Raw genomic sequence first — 16,224 nt, forward strand, 5'->3', positions numbered from 1 at the left:
ACCCGTTCCCATACCGAACACGGCCGTTAAGCCCTCCAGCGCCGATGGTACTTGTCCCGCAGGGGACCGGGAGAGTAGGACGTTGCCAGGCGGTTGTTTCTTCTATGAAGCAACTAAATTACAGTGAAAAACGTCTCGACGTTTTTCATAAAACTTCAATTAGACCGCTTGCGGTCTACGGAAAACGAAGTTTTTCGTTCTTTGAAAACTGGATAATGCATGTAATTGCTAAGGATATTTAAAGTGTAAGTACTATTAGTACTAACCAAATGTGGTTAAGTTACTAAGGGCACACGGTGGATGCCTTGGCGCTAGGAGCCGAAGAAGGACGCAGCGAACTGCGATAAGCCTCGGGGAGCGGTAAGCACGCTTTGATCCGGGGATCTCCGAATGGGGAAACCCACCATCCGTAATGGGATGGTATCCGTCACTGAATACATAGGTGGCGAGAAGGCAGACCCGGTGAACTGAAACATCTAAGTAGCCGGAGGAAGAGAAAACAATAGTGATTCCGTCAGTAGCGGCGAGCGAACGCGGAAGAGCCTAAACCGTCAGGTTTACCTGGCGGGGTTGTGGGGCGTCTCACATGGAGTTACAAAAGACGCGCGTAGGTGAACAGTTTGGGAAAGCTGACCATAGAGCGTGACAGTCGCGTAGCCTAAACGCGCGTCTCTCCGAGACCCACCCCGAGTAGCGCGGGACACGTGAAATCCCGTGTGAATCTGGCAGGACCATCTGCTAAGGCTAAATACTACCTAGCGACCGATAGTGAACCAGTACCGTGAGGGAAAGGTGAAAAGCACCCCGGGAGGGGAGTGAAATAGTACCTGAAACCGTGTGCTTACAAATAGTCGGAGCCCGATCTATGGGTGACGGCGTGCCTTTTGTAGAATGAACCGGCGAGTTACGGTAGCGTGCGAGGTTAAGTCGAAGAGACGGAGCCGCAGCGAAAGCGAGTCTGAATAGGGCGCAAGTACGTTGCCGTAGACCCGAAACCGTGTGATCTAGCCATGTCCAGGGTGAAGGTAGGGTAACACCTACTGGAGGCCCGAACCCACGCACGTTGAAAAGTGCGGGGATGAGGTGTGGCTAGCGGTGAAATTCCAATCGAACTCGGAGATAGCTGGTTCTCCCCGAAATAGCTTTAGGGCTAGCCTCGGAATTAGAGTCTTGGAGGTAGAGCACTGATTGGGCTAGGGGCCCTCATCGGGTTACCGAACTCAGTCAAACTCCGAATGCCAATGACTTATGTCCGGGAGTCAGACGATGAGTGCTAAGATCCATCGTCAAGAGGGAAACAGCCCAGACCATCAGCTAAGGTCCCCAAGTGTATGTTAAGTGGGAAACGATGTGGAGTTGCCCAGACAACCAGGATGTTGGCTTAGAAGCAGCCACCATTTAAAGAGTGCGTAATAGCTCACTGGTCGAGTGACTCTGCGCGGAAAATGTAACGGGGCTAAACATACCACCGAAGCTATGGCAGTCCTTACGGACTGGGTAGGGGAGCGTTCCAAGCAGCAGTGAAGCCGTACCGGAAGGAGCGGTGGAGCGCTTGGAAGTGAGAATGCCGGTGTAAGTAGCGAAAAGACAAGTGAGAATCTTGTCCACCGAAAGCCTAAGGTTTCCTGGGGAAGGCTCGTCCTCCCAGGGTTAGTCGGGACCTAAGCTGAGGCCGAAAGGCGTAGGCGATGGACAACAGGTTGATATTCCTGTACCACCTCTGTACCGTTTGAGCAATGGCGTGACGCAGGAGGATAGGGTGAGCGGCCTACTGGATGGCCGTCCAAGCAGCAAGCCTGGTGTGTAGGCAAATCCGCACACTATCAAGGGCAAGCTGTGATGGCGAGGGAAATTTTAGTACCGAAGTCCCTGATTTCACACTGCCAAGAAAAGCGTCTAGCGAGGAACAAGGTGCCCGTACCGCAAACCGACACAGGTAGGCGAGGAGAGAATCCTAAGGTGCGCGGGATAACTCTTGCTAAGGAACTCGGCAAAATGGCCCCGTAACTTCGGGAGAAGGGGCGCCCCGGTAGGGTTTATAGCCCGAGGGGGCCGCAGTGAAAAGGCCCAAGCGACTGTTTAGCAAAAACACAGGTCTCTGCGAAGCCGCAAGGCGAAGTATAGGGGCTGACGCCTGCCCGGTGCTGGAAGGTTAAGGGGATGGGTTAGCGCAAGCGAAGCTTTGAACCGAAGCCCCAGTAAACGGCGGCCGTAACTATAACGGTCCTAAGGTAGCGAAATTCCTTGTCGGGTAAGTTCCGACCCGCACGAAAGGCGTAACGACTTGGGCGCTGTCTCGGCAAGAGACCCGGTGAAATCATAATACCTGTGAAGATGCAGGTTACCCGCGACAAGACGGAAAGACCCCATGGAGCTTTACTGTAGCCTGGTATTGGAACTTTGTGCATCATGTACAGGATAGGTGGGAAGCTGAGAAGCAGGGGCGCCAGCCTCTGTGGAGCTGTCGGTGGGATACCACCCTTGATGTACGGAGTTTCTAACTCGTCACCCTGATCGGGTGAGAGGACCATGCCAGGTGGGCAGTTTGACTGGGGCGGTCGCCTCCTAAAAGGTAACGGAGGCGCCCAAAGGTTCCCTCAGAATGGTCGGAAATCATTCGTAGAGTGTAAAGGCAGAAGGGAGCTTGACTGCGAGACCTACAAGTCGAGCAGGGACGAAAGTCGGGCTTAGTGATCCGGTGGTTCCGCATGGAAGGGCCATCGCTCAACGGATAAAAGCTACCCTGGGGATAACAGGCTTATCTCCCCCAAGAGTCCACATCGACGGGGAGGTTTGGCACCTCGATGTCGGCTCATCGCATCCTGGGGCTGAAGTAGGTCCCAAGGGTTGGGCTGTTCGCCCATTAAAGCGGTACGCGAGCTGGGTTCAGAACGTCGTGAGACAGTTCGGTCCCTATCTGTCGCGGGCGCAGGAAGTTTGAGGAGAGCTGTCCTTAGTACGAGAGGACCGGGATGGACGCACCGCTGGTGCACCAGTTGTCACGCCAGTGGCACAGCTGGGTAGCTATGTGCGGAAGGGATAAGCGCTGAAAGCATCTAAGCGTGAAGCCCCCTCCAAGATGAGACTTCCCACAGCGCAAGCTGGTAAGACCCCTCATAGACGATGAGGTTGATAGGTTCGGTGTGGAAGCGCGGCAACGCGTGGAGCTGACGAATACTAATCGGTCGAGGACTTATCCACAAAACCCTTTAGCAAACATGCATATCCAGTTTTGAAGGTGCGAAGCAGCACGAGCTGTGTTCCTTCATAAATGTTCCTCGGTAGCTCAGTTGGTAGAGCAATCGGCTGTTAACCGATCGGTCGGGGGTTCGAGTCCCTCCCGAGGAGCCATATCCATGCTCCTGTAGCTCAGTAGGTAGAGCGTTTCCATGGTAAGGAAGAGGTCGCAGGTTCGATTCCTGTCGGGAGCACCATTATTATTTAACTAATGGCCCGTTGGTGAAGCGGTTTAACACAGCAGCCTTTCACGCTGTCATACAGGGGTTCGAATCCCCTACGGGTCACCATATTTCCCCACAAGGAAAGCCCGGGTGGTTTCATCCATATCCGAGTGTTCTTTGCGGGGTCCGAACATGGAGGCTTAGCTCAGCTGGGAGAGCATCTGCCTTACAAGCAGAGGGTCGGCGGTTCGATCCCGTCAGCCTCCACCATTCTTTCTTCGTCGCTTTCGATATGGGATCTCACCGTACCGGTTCACCCTCGAAGAAAGGGCAGAAGTATTTGATCAACGACACTTCCATATGGGGAGATAGCGAAGTGGCTAAACGCGGCAGACTGTAAATCTGCTCCCTCTGGGTTCGGCGGTTCGAATCCGTCTCTCCCCACCAGTTAAACATCATTGGGGTATAGCCAAGCGGTAAGGCAACGGACTTTGACTCCGTCATTCCTAGGTTCGAATCCTAGTACCCCAGCCACTTGTAATGAGCCATTAGCTCAGTTGGTAGAGCATCTGACTTTTAATCAGAGGGTCGAAGGTTCGAGTCCTTCATGGCTCACCAGTTTTTTTAATGCTGGTGATTGAAACCTGAATATGATGTGCCCTTAGCTCAGCTGGATAGAGCGTTTGACTACGAATCAAAAGGTCGGGAGTTCGAATCTCTCAGGGCACGCCACTTCAACCCTAAAAGTGAAGTGAAAAAAATAATGTCGGGAAGTAGCTCAGCTTGGTAGAGTACTTGGCTTGGGACCAAGGGGTCGCAGGTTCGAATCCTGTCTTCCCGACCATGTTTTATCCCATGGAATGATGGGATTATTATTCGTTTGCGTGGTTATGATGATATTTGTGCGGGTGTAGTTCAATGGTAGAACTCCAGCCTTCCAAGCTGGTCGCGTGGGTTCGATTCCCATCACCCGCTCCATACGTTCCTTAAACGAAACAGCAGGCAACCAAACTGGTTGTCTGTTTTTATTTTACGGTGTATTTATGCAGATTTCTGTCGAGTTGAGTCATTTCTCCTTTCAAGGCTACAATAAGAACACAAAACGATTGTGACTTTCATGTGACCAAAACGGTCACCTCTCAGTTGCTGAAAAGCATCGAGGGATGTTGACCGTCCGCGAGAGAGAGGACGTTTTTTACAGAAACAAGCCAGGTAGCCAAGGAAGGAGTCAGGTTCATGAACAAAAACATCAGTATCGTTGGTGTCCCACTCGATTTGGGAGCTGATCGCCGAGGAGTAGATATGGGACCGAGCGCCATTCGTTACGCAGGCGTTGTAGCCCGTTTGGAGCAACTGGGCCTGAACATCCAAGACAGAGGGGACATTCCTGTTACCAGGCCCCACCACTTTACGGAAACAGAGAATCACAAGTATTTGGATGAAGTCGTTGCGGCCAATGCAAAGCTGGCCGAAGTTGTAAGCGATATCATGGCAGAAGGACGTTTTCCGCTGGTACTGGGCGGAGACCACTGTATCGCGCTGGGGACGGTTGCCGGTGTCGCGAAACACAAGAAGAATTTGGGGGTCATTTGGTTTGATGCCCATGGCGACCTAAATACCGGTGAAACATCCCCATCTGGAAACATACATGGGATGCCTTTGGCAGCCAGCCTGGGCTACGGGCATGACCGCCTGGTACAAATCGGTGGTTACGCACCCAAGCTGAAACCGGAGAATGTGGTAATCATCGGTGCCAGGGATTTGGATAAAGGTGAACGGGAGCTGATCAAAAGAGTCGGCCTGAAAGTATTTACGATGCATGAGATTGATAAGCTGGGAATGGCACGCGTCATGGAAGAAGCAATCGCTCATGTATCGAAGAATACGGACGGTGTCCATCTCAGCCTGGATCTCGATGGGCTGGACCCACATGATGCACCAGGGGTAGGTACGCCAGTCATAGGGGGAATTTCCTACCGAGAGGGACATTTGGCCCTGGAAATGCTGGCGGATGCTGATGTCCTTTGCTCAGCCGAGTTTGTAGAGGTGAACCCGATCCTGGATAAGCAAAACGCGACAGCCAGAGTTGCTGTTGCGCTGATGAGTTCCGCCCTCGGAGACAAATTATTATAAACGGCCGGAAAGAAAGGAGAGGTTATCCTCTCCTTTTCTTGTTAAAAACGTCCCTTCTCTTCGGGGATTGAAACATCTTGAGGTTTTCACGTTTCCACATCTTTACATGCGATAGGGAAAAGCGGTACAGTACTAAGGATGGAGATGCAGTTGATTGAGCAGTTCATCCAGCCGTACGCTTAGCTCGATCATTTCAGCAGTGATGGTTTCCTGCTCTTTATATCTCTTGTTCAGCTCTTGCCGAAGCTGTTCAATCTCGAGAAGAACGTCATCCTGATTCATCCTTCCACGCTCCTTTACATCATCATCAGGATAAAAGAGGTGCCATCACTACTATATAAAGACAACCCACGTCTTTATTCCTGTCATTCCCAAAAAAATGGCGGTGTAAACACATCCAAATTTGAAACCAAATGCTGTATCATTCGTATATAAGGATTACGGTATTGCGGGGAGGATCGCATGGATTTTGTAGAAAAACGGTTAACACAGCGAGCCAAACGCGGGGACCGCGAGGCTTTTGCCGAGTTAATCGATATATATAAAGACAAGATTTTTCAACTCGCATACCGGATGGTTGGAAACCGTCAGGATGCTGAGGATATTGCCCAGGAGACCTTTTTACGGGTCTATGCCAATTTGCACACATATGATGAGAACTTTAAATTCTCCACGTGGATTTACCGGATCGCAACCAATTTGTGTATCGACCGCGGGAGAAAAAAACGGCCGGACTTTTCACTGGACGAAGAGGTAGAGCCAGGCCAAGGGATGGATTGGTACTCCCGCCTGTCCTCCGAAGAAAAAAATCCAGCGGACAAAGTAGTTACACAAGAGTTGCAAGAGACAGTACAGGAGGCCTTGACTCATTTGGCGCCCAAGTACCGGTCTATCATGATATTGCGCTACATTGAGGATCTGTCGTTGCAGGAGATTAGTGAGATCGTCAAGCTGCCGGTTACAACCATCAAAACCCGTATCCATCGCGGACGGGAAGCGTTGCGCAGCAAGCTGCGATTTATGTAGGAAAGGAGAAAACTACGATGGAATGCCGAGAAATGATCGTTCTCATTCATGAATTTTTGGATGAAGATATCGACGAACTATCCAACCAGCAGCTACAGTCTCATCTCAGAACCTGTAGTATCTGCCGTCAACATCTTCACGAGCTGCAAAAAACGATCGCCTTTTTACAAAGCGCGTCCCATATACACGTCTCTCCGGATTTTACAGCCAGAGTGGTTGCACAACTTCCTCAACCGACCAAAAAGAAAAGGTTCGCTGCCTGGCTGCGGAACCATCCGTTTCTTACTGCTGCCGCTGTTTTTCTCTTCCTGATGACAGGGAGTACAGCCGCCTCCTGGTACGAGAGGGACAATACGCTGCAAATTGCCACTTCCAATATGGATAAGCTGAAGATAGACCGTTCCCGCAATGTCGTTGTGGTGCCGGCTGGAACCACCATAGACGGTGACCTTGTGGTGCGAAACGGCAACGTAGAGGTCCTGGGAGAAGTGAAAGGGAATGTAGTCGCGATTGAGGGCAAGGTCATTTTGGCCTCGACTGCTCAGGTCGCTGGAAACGCCGAATCGATCGAAGCCATTTTCGATTGGATCTGGTATGAAGTGAAAAATATTGGAAATGACTTGCTTCCCATCTTCCCATAGGAGAAAATAAAGAGTACAAAGAATCAGCACGGCGCGAGAAGCCGTGCTTTTTCCGCAGGGAATCGAGCGACCGCATTGAGATGGGCGAGACATGGGGGCTTCGATATGATATCGATGGAATATGGGGATATATTACGGTATGTGATAGATATTTTGCTCGTCACATACGTTGTCTATAAATTGATTATGCTGATCAGGGGTACACGCGCTGTACAGCTGCTCAAGGGGATCATGGTGATTATTATTACCTGGCTGTTGAGCAAGTACTTTCAGCTCACGACACTGCATTGGCTGATGTCACAGGCCTTCACCTTCGGGGTGTTGGCGATCGTGATTATCTTTCAGCCGGAGCTGCGGCGCGCGTTGGAACAGTTGGGGCGGGGGAAGCTGTTTTCCCGAACCAATACGATTCAGGATGAAGAGACCGTACATCGCGTCGTACAGGAAGTGTGTAAAGCCGTTACCTATATGGCGAAACGCCGCATTGGGGCCCTGATCGTCATCGAGCGGGAAACCGGTCTGAATGATTTTGTGGAAACGGGGATCGCGATTAACGGTCGAGTCAGTTCTGAGCTGCTGATCAACATTTTTATTCCGAATACACCTTTGCACGACGGGGCGGTCATCATGAGAAAAGACGTCATTTTGGCGGCAGCCAGCTATTTGCCCCTCTCCGAAAGCAGCTCCATCTCTAAAGAGCTGGGCACACGCCACAGGGCGGCTATCGGAGTAAGCGAAGTATCTGACGGTATGGCTATTGTGGTGTCAGAGGAGACAGGCCAGGTTTCCTTTACCGCAAATGGACTCATGAACCGAGGTCTGACCGAGGAGCAGCTGGCTGAACTCCTTACCGAGAAACTGCATCCAGCCCTGAAGAGCAAATCCGGAAGTTTATGGCAATGGAGGCGAAAACTCAATGGATAAGTGGGTAAACAGTCATTGGTTTGCGCGTATAGCTGCTCTTTTGCTGGCTGTCATGATGTGGACGGTTGTCAATGTGGAGGGAGAATCGCCAACTTCTACAGAATCTGCGCCTCCCCTGTTGATTGACAGTGTCAACCTGCATGTCAAGTACGATACCGACCGCTATTATGTCGCCAAAATGCCGCGCACGGTCCAGCTCGCATTGGAGACCAACAACCCGTTTTACAAGCACAATCTCGTTCCGCAAGACTCCCGCGAGGTCTATGTGGACTTGATGGATAAAGGAAAGGGGACTCACCGGGTACCCGTACAGTACAAGGGCTTTCCTGATGATGTAAAGGTTGGCATTATTCCCAGCATCGTCGAAGTGACGTTGGAGGAGAAGAAAACCGTAGAGCGAGAGGTTACCGTAGAACTACTGGGCCAGGTAGCTCCTGGGTACAAAGCGGGAGAACCGCTGGTCAAACCGTTCCGCGTACTGGTTCGCGTACCGGAGAGTCAGGCCGATCGGGTGGCGGCTGTTAAGGCTCCTGTCGACCTGGAAGGGGCAACCTCGCCGATCAAAACAACCGTGCCGTTGAAAGTAATGGACAAGTCGGGGAATACCTTGCAGGGAGCGGAAGTCATCCCGCTGACGGCGGAGATTCAAGTGCCGGTGACCAGCCCGTATGTCCAGGTCCCGATCAAATTAAACTTGACGAATGAATTGCCCGATGGATATAGTTTGGCTAGTGTGGATACGAATGTGGATGAGGTGACGGTATACGGACCGAAGGAAGTCATCGATGCGATGAAAACGGAGACGTATCCGGGGCCGGAAGTGGATTTGAGCGACATTACCTCGGATCGCGTGATCGAACGAAAGATGCCGGTATTGGAGAATATTGTAAAAGTGGAACCCGATTACCTGAAGATTTCCCTGAAGGTAGTTCCGTCCGCGACCAAGCGTTTGGAAAAAATCCCAATCCGCATCAGCGGCTTAGCTGAGACGATGGAGGCGCGCGTCATGTCCGCAGAAGGACAGGAAATCTCGACATTGGATGTCGATACGGTTGGAGCCCCATCCATACTGGAAAAACTAAGACCAGAGGATGTTCAGGTTATGGTGGATGTCAGCAACATGCCAGCCGGAGTGTATGAAGTGCCGGTCACCTATATTTTCAACCAGCCCGATTACGTAAAGCCGGCGAAAAATCTAATCACGAAGGTCACAGTCGAAATCACCAAAAAATAATTCTGGGCATAAGCTGTTTTGTACAAGGAAAGAAATGAGGGACAAACATGGGGAAGTATTTCGGAACAGATGGTGTGCGCGGAGTCGCCAATGCACAGTTGACGCCTGAATTGGCGTTTCGAATCGGACGTGTAGGCGGTTATGCTCTCACCAGACATAGACAGGAAGGCAAACCCAAGGTAGTCATTGGACGTGATACCCGCATTTCCGGCCAAATGCTGGAAAGTGCGCTATTGTCCGGCCTCCTCTCGGTAGGAGCGGAGGTAGTCCGGCTTGGTGTCATCTCTACTTCCGGAGTTGCTTATCTGACGCGGGCGCTGGGAGCCGATGCGGGTGTCATGATTTCTGCCTCCCACAATCCCTTCCCGGATAATGGCATCAAATTTTTCGGAAGCAACGGCTTCAAGCTCTCCGATGAGGTAGAAGCGGAGATCGAGCAATACCTGGATGCAGCAGAGGATACATTGCCGCGCCCGACTGGCGAGCAGATCGGATCGGTGATCGACTTCCTGGAGGGTGGACAGAAGTACCTCTCCCATTTGAAAAGCTCTGTTTCCGAGCGCTTTGACGGTATGAAAGTGGTGCTGGATTGTGCCAATGGTGCTGTTTCTTCACTGGCAGCCCGTCTTTTCGCAGATGTCGAGGCCGAGGTGATCACCATCGGAGCCAATCCCAATGGGGTGAACATCAACGAGCAGTGCGGCTCCACTCATCCGGAACGCCTGCAGGAGGAAGTGCTCAAGCACAAAGCACATCTGGGACTTTCCTTCGATGGCGATGCGGATCGCTGCATTGCGGTGGATGAGAACGGAGAAATTGTGGACGGGGACTATATCATGGCGATATGTGCCCGCGCCCTGAAAGCAAAAGGAAAGCTGAACAACAATACAGTCGTGACGACAGTCATGGCCAATATGGGCTTTTTCAAGGGCATGGAGGCATGCTCGATCAATACGACCAAAACGGCTGTGGGAGACCGCTATGTGGTGGAGGAGATGCTGCGCGGGGGCTACAACCTCGGCGGCGAGCAATCCGGTCATATTGTCTTCCTCGACTACAACACGACAGGAGACGGCCTTTTGACCGGCTTGCAGCTCCTCAACATTCTGAAAGAGTCAGGGAAGCCGCTCTCTGAGCTCAAGCAGGTTATGACCAAGTATCCGCAGCTCCTGGTCAATGTCCGCGTAGAAGACAAGTCTAAGCTGAGTGGCAACGAGGTCATCGAACAGGCCATCCGTGAGGTCGAAGAGAAGCTGGCAGGAAACGGCCGCGTACTCGTTCGTCCGTCGGGTACAGAACCGATTGTGCGTGTCATGGCCGAGGGCCCGGATGAGGCACAACTGGAAGAGCTGGTTACGCATATTGCCGAGGTAGTCAAAAAGGAACTCGTGTAAAAAAGTCGGGGGGTGGTACGGAGCCACTCCCCTTTGCATACAAGTATAAAAGATTCACAAGTGGCTCTGGCGGCCTGTGAATTCGCTCAGGTATTCTAAGACAAAAGAATGATTGTGATGTTTGGACAACTGTGATAAAGTTTGGAATGTGCCTGGGCTCACATGAAAAAAGGGGGAATGTCAGGAAGCAAAGACGAGCAAGAAAAAGATGAATGTTGGTTTAAGCGCCAGCACTACAGCTGCCCGATGTGGAGTGTAGTGGACGAGGTGGAGGTTTATCGAAGCGTTCGGCGGATGCCTCCCGGCCGGGTATCACGGCCGCGGAGCGCGGGGGCAAAACAACGGGGCAACCTGTTGCACAAGACCTGCGCATGATACGTAATACCTTTTTTTGGAAAATGAATGCGTGAAAATAGACATCTGGAATGACGGGGGCGCAACCCCCGTACAAACAATAACATCGGGTTGTGTCCCCGTCTTAGAGGAAGGGGACTCACATACATGTGCGGAATTGTAGGATACATTGGCGATAAACAAGCGCAAGAGATTATCATCGGAGGACTCCAAAAGCTGGAGTACCGCGGATATGATTCAGCAGGGATCGCAGTACTGACCGAGCAAGGGCTGCTCGTCGACAAGGCACAGGGACGTCTTGCTGTCCTGGAAGGAAAACTGGCTGTACAACCGCTGGCTGGCCATGCCGGGATCGGTCATACACGCTGGGCGACGCACGGAAAGCCGTCTGACGAAAATGCTCATCCGCATACCGATTCAAGCCACAAATTTGCTGTTGTCCACAACGGCATTATTGAAAACTTCATACCGATCAAAGAAGAGCTGATCAGCAAGGGCTATACGTTTACCTCGGAGACGGATACAGAGGTAATTGCGCATCTGCTGGCTGACCTTTATGACGGTGATATCGTGTCGACTGTTCGCAAAGCGGTACAACGCATGCGCGGAGCCTATGCACTGGGGATCATGACAGAGCACGAACCGGATAAGCTGGTAGCGGTGCGACTGGCCAGCCCGCTGATCGTCGGTGTTGGTGAGGGACAGAGCTTCATCGGTTCCGATATCCCGGCGCTGCTGGAGCATACACGCGATGTATACATCCTCAACGAAGGGGAAATGGCAGTCCTGACCAAGGGCGGCGTTGAGCTGATGGATGCCCAGACGGGTGAAAAAATCGAGCGGGACATCTTCCACGTCGACTGGGATCTGATCCAAGCCGAAAAAGGCGGCTATGATTCGTTCATGCTCAAGGAAATCCACGAGCAGCCGCAAGCTGTGCGCGATACGATGGGCGCGCGGATCGACGAAGATAACAAGCGCGTGGTTCTGCCTGAGCTGAATATGAGCGACGCAGAGCTGTCCGCCTATGATCGACTGTACATCGTGGCCTGCGGTACCTCCATGCACGCTGGGCTGGTGGGCAAGGATGTCCTCGAAAAATGGACGCGCGTCCCGGTGGAAGTGGCTGTGGCCTCTGAGTTCCGCTACCGCGATCCGATTTACACCGACAAGACCCTGATGATCGTCATCAGCCAGTCCGGTGAGACTGCCGATACGCTGGCCGCGCTCCGTGAGGCGAAGAAGAGCGGCGTCAAGGTACTGGCTATCACCAACGTGGTGGGCAGTTCCGTCGCCCGTGAAGCAGACGAGGTCATCTTTACCTGGGCCGGTCCGGAAGTGGCCGTGGCCTCGACCAAAGCCTACACGTCACAGGTCATCGCCCTGTACCTGTTCTCTCTGTACTTTGCCCAGGTAAAAGGAACGCTGTCTGCTGCTGAGGTTGCCGACGTTGTCGAGCATCTGCAAGCACTGCCAGCGAAGATTAGCGCGATTTTGGACAATGGAGAGCCCATTCGTCAATTTGCCAAAACGATTCAGAATGCGACCAGCCTGTTCTTCATCGGACGCGGTTTGGATTACGCCGTCTCCCTAGAAGGCTCGCTCAAGCTCAAGGAGATTTCCTATATTCACTCGGAAGCGTATGCCGCCGGCGAGCTGAAGCACGGCACGCTTGCGCTGATCGAAGACGACATCCCGGTGGTGGCTCTGGCTACCCAAGCCGATATCTATGAAAAAATGGTCAGCAATATCGTGGAAGTAAAAGCACGCGGTGCTCACGTCCTCGGCTTTGCGCTCGAAGGCGACCGCGAGCTGGCCAAATCGGTGGATGAAGTGATTCACATCCCGGCCACCACGCCGATGTTAACGCCAATCCTGACCGTCATTCCATTGCAATTGCTTGCCTACTACACCTCTGCTGCGCGCGGTTTGGATGTTGATAAGCCGCGGAATTTGGCGAAGAGTGTGACGGTGGAGTAGGGTGGATGGTAATAGAAATAGTAAAAATAAAGTTTCAAATAAATTATAGTTTTAGACTGAATAATAAAGTTGTAGACTAGAAAATAAAGTATTAGACTGGTGATAACTGCTAATGCTTTGAATGGGTGCTGTCGCATCACGATACTACAACTTAGAAACTGTCTGTTGTAATTCAGCTACCTGTACAGGGTAGCTTTTTTTCTTTGTAGAGAGATGCCCAACTAAAAGAAGATGTCGAAGGGGAGGATAATTTTGTGAAAACCAGGAAATTTAATGGTCTCTCGTAGGGTATATAAACTACATTACTACCGGAAAGAGGTTCTAAGTGTATGCCATAGGAAACCCCTTTGGTATTTATCCCCTCATTGCTTTTATTTCATTCCGCCGCAAGCTAATTGATACTATGGTATACTACAATAGAACTAGTCCAATAAATTACAAATTACCTAAGATTTAATATAGATTGGAGCTAAACAGGATGCTAACAGGAGAAATTCGCAACAAGGTAGATAAGATATGGACCGATATGTGGGCTGGGGGGATCACCAATCCGCTGACCGTTATTGAACAGCTTACATACCTAATGTTCATTCGTTCTCTGGACGAAAAGGAACTGGAAACGGAGAGCTTCGAAGCAGTAAGCGGGCAAGAAATGCCAAAGATCTTCCCACAGGATGAAGACGGACAGTCCTTGCGGTGGAGCAAGTTCAAGACCAAAGATGCACGCGTGATTTATGACATTGTCGGCACGAAGGTTTTTCCCTTTATCAAATCGATGAACGGGGAAACTACATCTGCCTTTTCCCGCTATATGCAAGATGCGATGTTTTTGATTCCGACGCCGCAGATTCTGCAAAAGATCATTACCGGATTGGACGAACTCTACGAACACGACATCAAGGATTTGGATATGCAAGGCGATCTGTATGAGTATATGTTGGGCAAGCTGGCTACAGCCGGTCAAAACGGGCAGTTCCGTACGCCCAAGCACATCCGTGACATGATGGTGCGACTGCTCGCTCCTACCCCAGATGACAAGATCTGTGACCCGGCATGCGGTACAGCGGGCTTTCTGGTCTCGGCAGCGGAGTATATCCGGCAAACTTATGAATCGGAAATGACCAGTGAGCAATGGGAGCATTTTGCCAGCGACATGTTCACCGGTTTGGACACAGACCGTACCATGCTGCGTCTTTCTGCGATGAATCTGATGCTTCACTCGATTACAAATCCGCATATTGATTATGTAGACAGTGTTTCCAAGCAAAATGATATCGCTGCGGCTTACGATATGATCCTTGCCAATCCGCCATTTACGGGGACCGTGGATGCGGAGAGTATCCACGATAATCTGAAAACTGTTTGCGATACGAAAAAGACCGAGTTGTTATTTGTCGCGCTCTTTTTGAGGATGCTTCGCAAAGGTGGGCGTTGTGCATGTATTGTACCGGATGGGGTGTTGTTTGGGACGACCAAAGCACATAAGGCGTTGCGCAAAGAGTTGGTGGAAAACCATCAGCTGCAGGCTGTTATTTCTATGCCGAGTGGGGTGTTTAAGCCGTATGCTGGCGTTAGCACAGCTGTGTTGATCTTTACGAAAACGGGTGCCGGTGGGACGGACAAGGTCTGGTTCTATGACATGAAAGCAGATGGGTATTCTTTGGATGATAAACGCTCTGCGATTGAGGAGAATGATATTCCTGATATTCTGGCGCGATTTCATCATCTCGAAGGTGAAGCAGATCGCAAGCCGACAGAGCAGAGTTTTTTCGTGGACAAGTCTGCTATTGAGGAAAACGGTTATGATTTGTCCATCAACCGTTACAAAGAGGTTGTGTATGAGAAGGTGGAGTACGATGCTCCAGGGGTGATTATGGAGCGACTAGATAAGCTGAACCTGGATATTGCAGCGAAGATGGCGGAGTTAAGGGGGCTTATCAGTGAGTAAGTGGGAAATGGTTAAGTTGGGTGATGTTTGCACAATTAATCCACCCAAAAGGATGACTCTGAACTTATACGAGAGTCTAAATGAAGTATCTTTTGTTCCAATGTCTGATGTGTCTGAGGATGGTCAAATTTTTACTGGAAATAAAGTTTCATATTCTGAAGTTAGTAGTGGATATTCTTATTTTATTGAGGACGATATTCTATTTGCCAAAATTACTCCTTGTATGGAAAATGGCAAGGGTGCTATAGCAAGAGGTCTAATTAACGGTCTTGGTGTCGGCTCTACTGAATTTCACATATTACGCCCAAACAAAAATTTGGTTATAAGTGAATGGATTTATAGAATTCTTTCACATTCAAAACTTAGAGAATCAGCAGAAAAAAATATGACTGGTAGTGCTGGACAAAAGAGAGTGCCAAAATCTTTTTTAGAAAATGTATTAATCCCCCTCCCTCCACTAGAAACACAAAAACAAATCGCCAAAACCTTAGACACCGCAACAGAACTGCTTGCCATGCGCAAACGGCAACTTGCAGAGTTGGATAGCCTGATTAAATCCAACTTTTATGAGATGTTTGGTGATCCTGTTACGAATGAAAAGGGTTGGGATGTTAGCAAAGTTGAAAAGGTATGTTTAAAAATCATGGGTGGGGGAACCCCTTCTAAAAGCAACCCAGAATATTACATTGGTGATATACCGTGGGTAACACCGAAAGATATGAAATCTACTTGGGTTAGCGATAGCATAGACCATATTACCGCGGATGCTATCAGTAATAGTTCAGCAAAACTTATACCCAAAAATTCAGTTTTAATGGTAATTAGAAGCGGGATTTTAAAAAGATTACTGCCCGTTGCCATTAACAAAGTTGATGTAGCAATTAATCAAGATATGAAGGCTTTTATTACTAACAAATACGTTGTACCGGAATACCTGCTTTTCTTTTTTATTCTCATGCAAAATAATATCCTAAAAAATGTAAGGGCTGTAACTGCAGATAATATAGAATTCAATTTAATTAAAAAACAAATCATCCCACTGCCACCAATTGAATATCAAAACCAATTCGTCAATATCGTCATCAAAATCGAAGAACAAAAAAACCTAGTAAAAAAAGCACTCGACGAAACCCAACACCTATTCGACAGCCTAATGAGCCAGTATTTCGACTAACCATAACTGAGGTGA

General features: G+C 50.2%; 10 protein-coding genes, 10 tRNA genes and 2 rRNA genes (1 of these 22 only partly in view). 21 read left to right on the forward strand and 1 reads right to left on the reverse strand.

The features are described 5' to 3' along the window. The 13 genes from rrf to rocF form a co-directional block, all read left to right on the forward strand. Positions 1-91 (forward strand): 5S ribosomal RNA (gene rrf / locus NDK47_RS01735); it begins 26 nt to the left of the window's first position. Positions 92-273: 182 nt separating this feature from the next. Beyond that, positions 274-3,201 (forward strand): 23S ribosomal RNA (locus NDK47_RS01740). A 74-nt stretch (positions 3,202-3,275) separates the two neighbouring features. Beyond that, positions 3,276-3,351, forward strand: a tRNA-Asn gene (locus NDK47_RS01745). A gap of 7 nt (positions 3,352-3,358) precedes the next feature. After that, positions 3,359-3,434: transfer RNA gene (locus NDK47_RS01750), tRNA-Thr, on the forward strand. 16 nt (positions 3,435-3,450) lie between these two features. After that, positions 3,451-3,527: transfer RNA gene (locus tag NDK47_RS01755), tRNA-Glu, on the forward strand. Positions 3,528-3,595: 68 nt separating this feature from the next. Then, a tRNA-Val gene (locus NDK47_RS01760) sits at positions 3,596-3,671 on the forward strand. A 92-nt stretch (positions 3,672-3,763) separates the two neighbouring features. Next, positions 3,764-3,848 (forward strand) — tRNA-Tyr (locus tag NDK47_RS01765). Between the two features lie 12 nt (positions 3,849-3,860). Further along, positions 3,861-3,935, forward strand: a tRNA-Gln gene (locus NDK47_RS01770). 8 nt (positions 3,936-3,943) lie between these two features. Next, positions 3,944-4,019: transfer RNA gene (locus tag NDK47_RS01775), tRNA-Lys, on the forward strand. A gap of 37 nt (positions 4,020-4,056) precedes the next feature. Next, a tRNA-Arg gene (locus tag NDK47_RS01780) sits at positions 4,057-4,133 on the forward strand. Positions 4,134-4,168: 35 nt separating this feature from the next. Then, a tRNA-Pro gene (locus tag NDK47_RS01785) sits at positions 4,169-4,245 on the forward strand. A 60-nt stretch (positions 4,246-4,305) separates the two neighbouring features. Beyond that, a tRNA-Gly gene (locus NDK47_RS01790) sits at positions 4,306-4,379 on the forward strand. A gap of 258 nt (positions 4,380-4,637) precedes the next feature. Continuing rightward, positions 4,638-5,534 (forward strand): arginase, encoded by an 897-nt coding sequence (rocF, locus tag NDK47_RS01795; protein WP_251873169.1) that lies wholly within the window; start codon positions 4,638-4,640, stop codon positions 5,532-5,534. 132 nt (positions 5,535-5,666) lie between these two features. Here rocF and NDK47_RS01800 read toward each other — a convergent pair whose 3' ends face one another. Next, the gene (locus NDK47_RS01800) at positions 5,667-5,816 is read right to left on the reverse strand and encodes an aspartyl-phosphate phosphatase Spo0E family protein (protein WP_251873170.1); all 150 of its coding nucleotides are present in this window, start codon (positions 5,814-5,816) and stop codon (positions 5,667-5,669) included. Between the two features lie 180 nt (positions 5,817-5,996). On the opposite strand from NDK47_RS01800, the gene sigW reads away from it, so the two are divergent. The 8 genes from sigW (at position 5,997) to NDK47_RS01840 (ending at position 16,209) form a co-directional block, all read left to right on the forward strand. Then, entirely contained in the window at positions 5,997-6,560 is a 564-nt protein-coding gene (gene sigW / locus NDK47_RS01805; RefSeq protein ID WP_251873171.1) for an RNA polymerase sigma factor SigW, read from the forward strand. A 17-nt stretch (positions 6,561-6,577) separates the two neighbouring features. Next, entirely contained in the window at positions 6,578-7,201 is a 624-nt protein-coding gene (locus tag NDK47_RS01810) for a zf-HC2 domain-containing protein (RefSeq protein ID WP_251873172.1), read from the forward strand. 105 nt (positions 7,202-7,306) lie between these two features. Then, on the forward strand, positions 7,307-8,125 hold the full coding sequence (gene cdaA / locus NDK47_RS01815) for a diadenylate cyclase CdaA (RefSeq protein WP_305883361.1): 819 nt from the start codon (positions 7,307-7,309) through the stop codon (positions 8,123-8,125). Beyond that, a complete protein-coding gene (locus NDK47_RS01820) occupies positions 8,118-9,359 on the forward strand; it encodes a CdaR family protein (protein WP_251873173.1) in 1,242 nt (413 codons plus the stop codon). The genes cdaA and NDK47_RS01820 overlap by 8 nt, the downstream gene beginning before the upstream one ends. A 47-nt stretch (positions 9,360-9,406) precedes the next feature. Next, a complete protein-coding gene (glmM, locus tag NDK47_RS01825; RefSeq protein WP_251873175.1) occupies positions 9,407-10,753 on the forward strand; it encodes a phosphoglucosamine mutase in 1,347 nt (448 codons plus the stop codon). Positions 10,754-11,254: 501 nt separating this feature from the next. Then, complete coding sequence (glmS, locus tag NDK47_RS01830; RefSeq protein ID WP_251873176.1) at positions 11,255-13,087, forward strand: glutamine--fructose-6-phosphate transaminase (isomerizing); 1,833 nt, start codon at positions 11,255-11,257, stop codon at positions 13,085-13,087. A gap of 478 nt (positions 13,088-13,565) precedes the next feature. Beyond that, positions 13,566-15,035, forward strand: a complete 1,470-nt coding sequence (locus NDK47_RS01835; protein WP_251873178.1) for a type I restriction-modification system subunit M — start codon at positions 13,566-13,568, stop codon at positions 15,033-15,035. Beyond that, complete coding sequence (locus NDK47_RS01840; protein ID WP_251873179.1) at positions 15,028-16,209, forward strand: restriction endonuclease subunit S; 1,182 nt, start codon at positions 15,028-15,030, stop codon at positions 16,207-16,209. Before NDK47_RS01835 ends, NDK47_RS01840 begins: the two co-directional genes overlap by 8 nt. The last annotated feature ends 15 nt before the right edge of the window (positions 16,210-16,224 follow it).

This window comes from Brevibacillus ruminantium (assembly GCF_023746555.1).
In the GTDB taxonomy this organism is placed as follows: domain Bacteria; phylum Bacillota; class Bacilli; order Brevibacillales; family Brevibacillaceae; genus Brevibacillus; species Brevibacillus ruminantium.

Coding starts and splice junctions, on each gene's coding strand:
- rocF (WP_251873169.1), top strand. CDS start 4,638: ATGAACAAAAACATCAGTATCGTTGGTGTCCCACTCGATTTGGGAGCT.
- NDK47_RS01800 (WP_251873170.1), bottom strand. CDS start 5,816: ATGAATCAGGATGACGTTCTTCTCGAGATTGAACAGCTTCGGCAAGAG.
- sigW (WP_251873171.1), top strand. CDS start 5,997: ATGGATTTTGTAGAAAAACGGTTAACACAGCGAGCCAAACGCGGGGAC.
- NDK47_RS01810 (WP_251873172.1), top strand. CDS start 6,578: ATGGAATGCCGAGAAATGATCGTTCTCATTCATGAATTTTTGGATGAA.
- cdaA (WP_305883361.1), top strand. CDS start 7,307: ATGATATCGATGGAATATGGGGATATATTACGGTATGTGATAGATATT.
- NDK47_RS01820 (WP_251873173.1), top strand. CDS start 8,118: ATGGATAAGTGGGTAAACAGTCATTGGTTTGCGCGTATAGCTGCTCTT.
- glmM (WP_251873175.1), top strand. CDS start 9,407: ATGGGGAAGTATTTCGGAACAGATGGTGTGCGCGGAGTCGCCAATGCA.
- glmS (WP_251873176.1), top strand. CDS start 11,255: ATGTGCGGAATTGTAGGATACATTGGCGATAAACAAGCGCAAGAGATT.
- NDK47_RS01835 (WP_251873178.1), top strand. CDS start 13,566: ATGCTAACAGGAGAAATTCGCAACAAGGTAGATAAGATATGGACCGAT.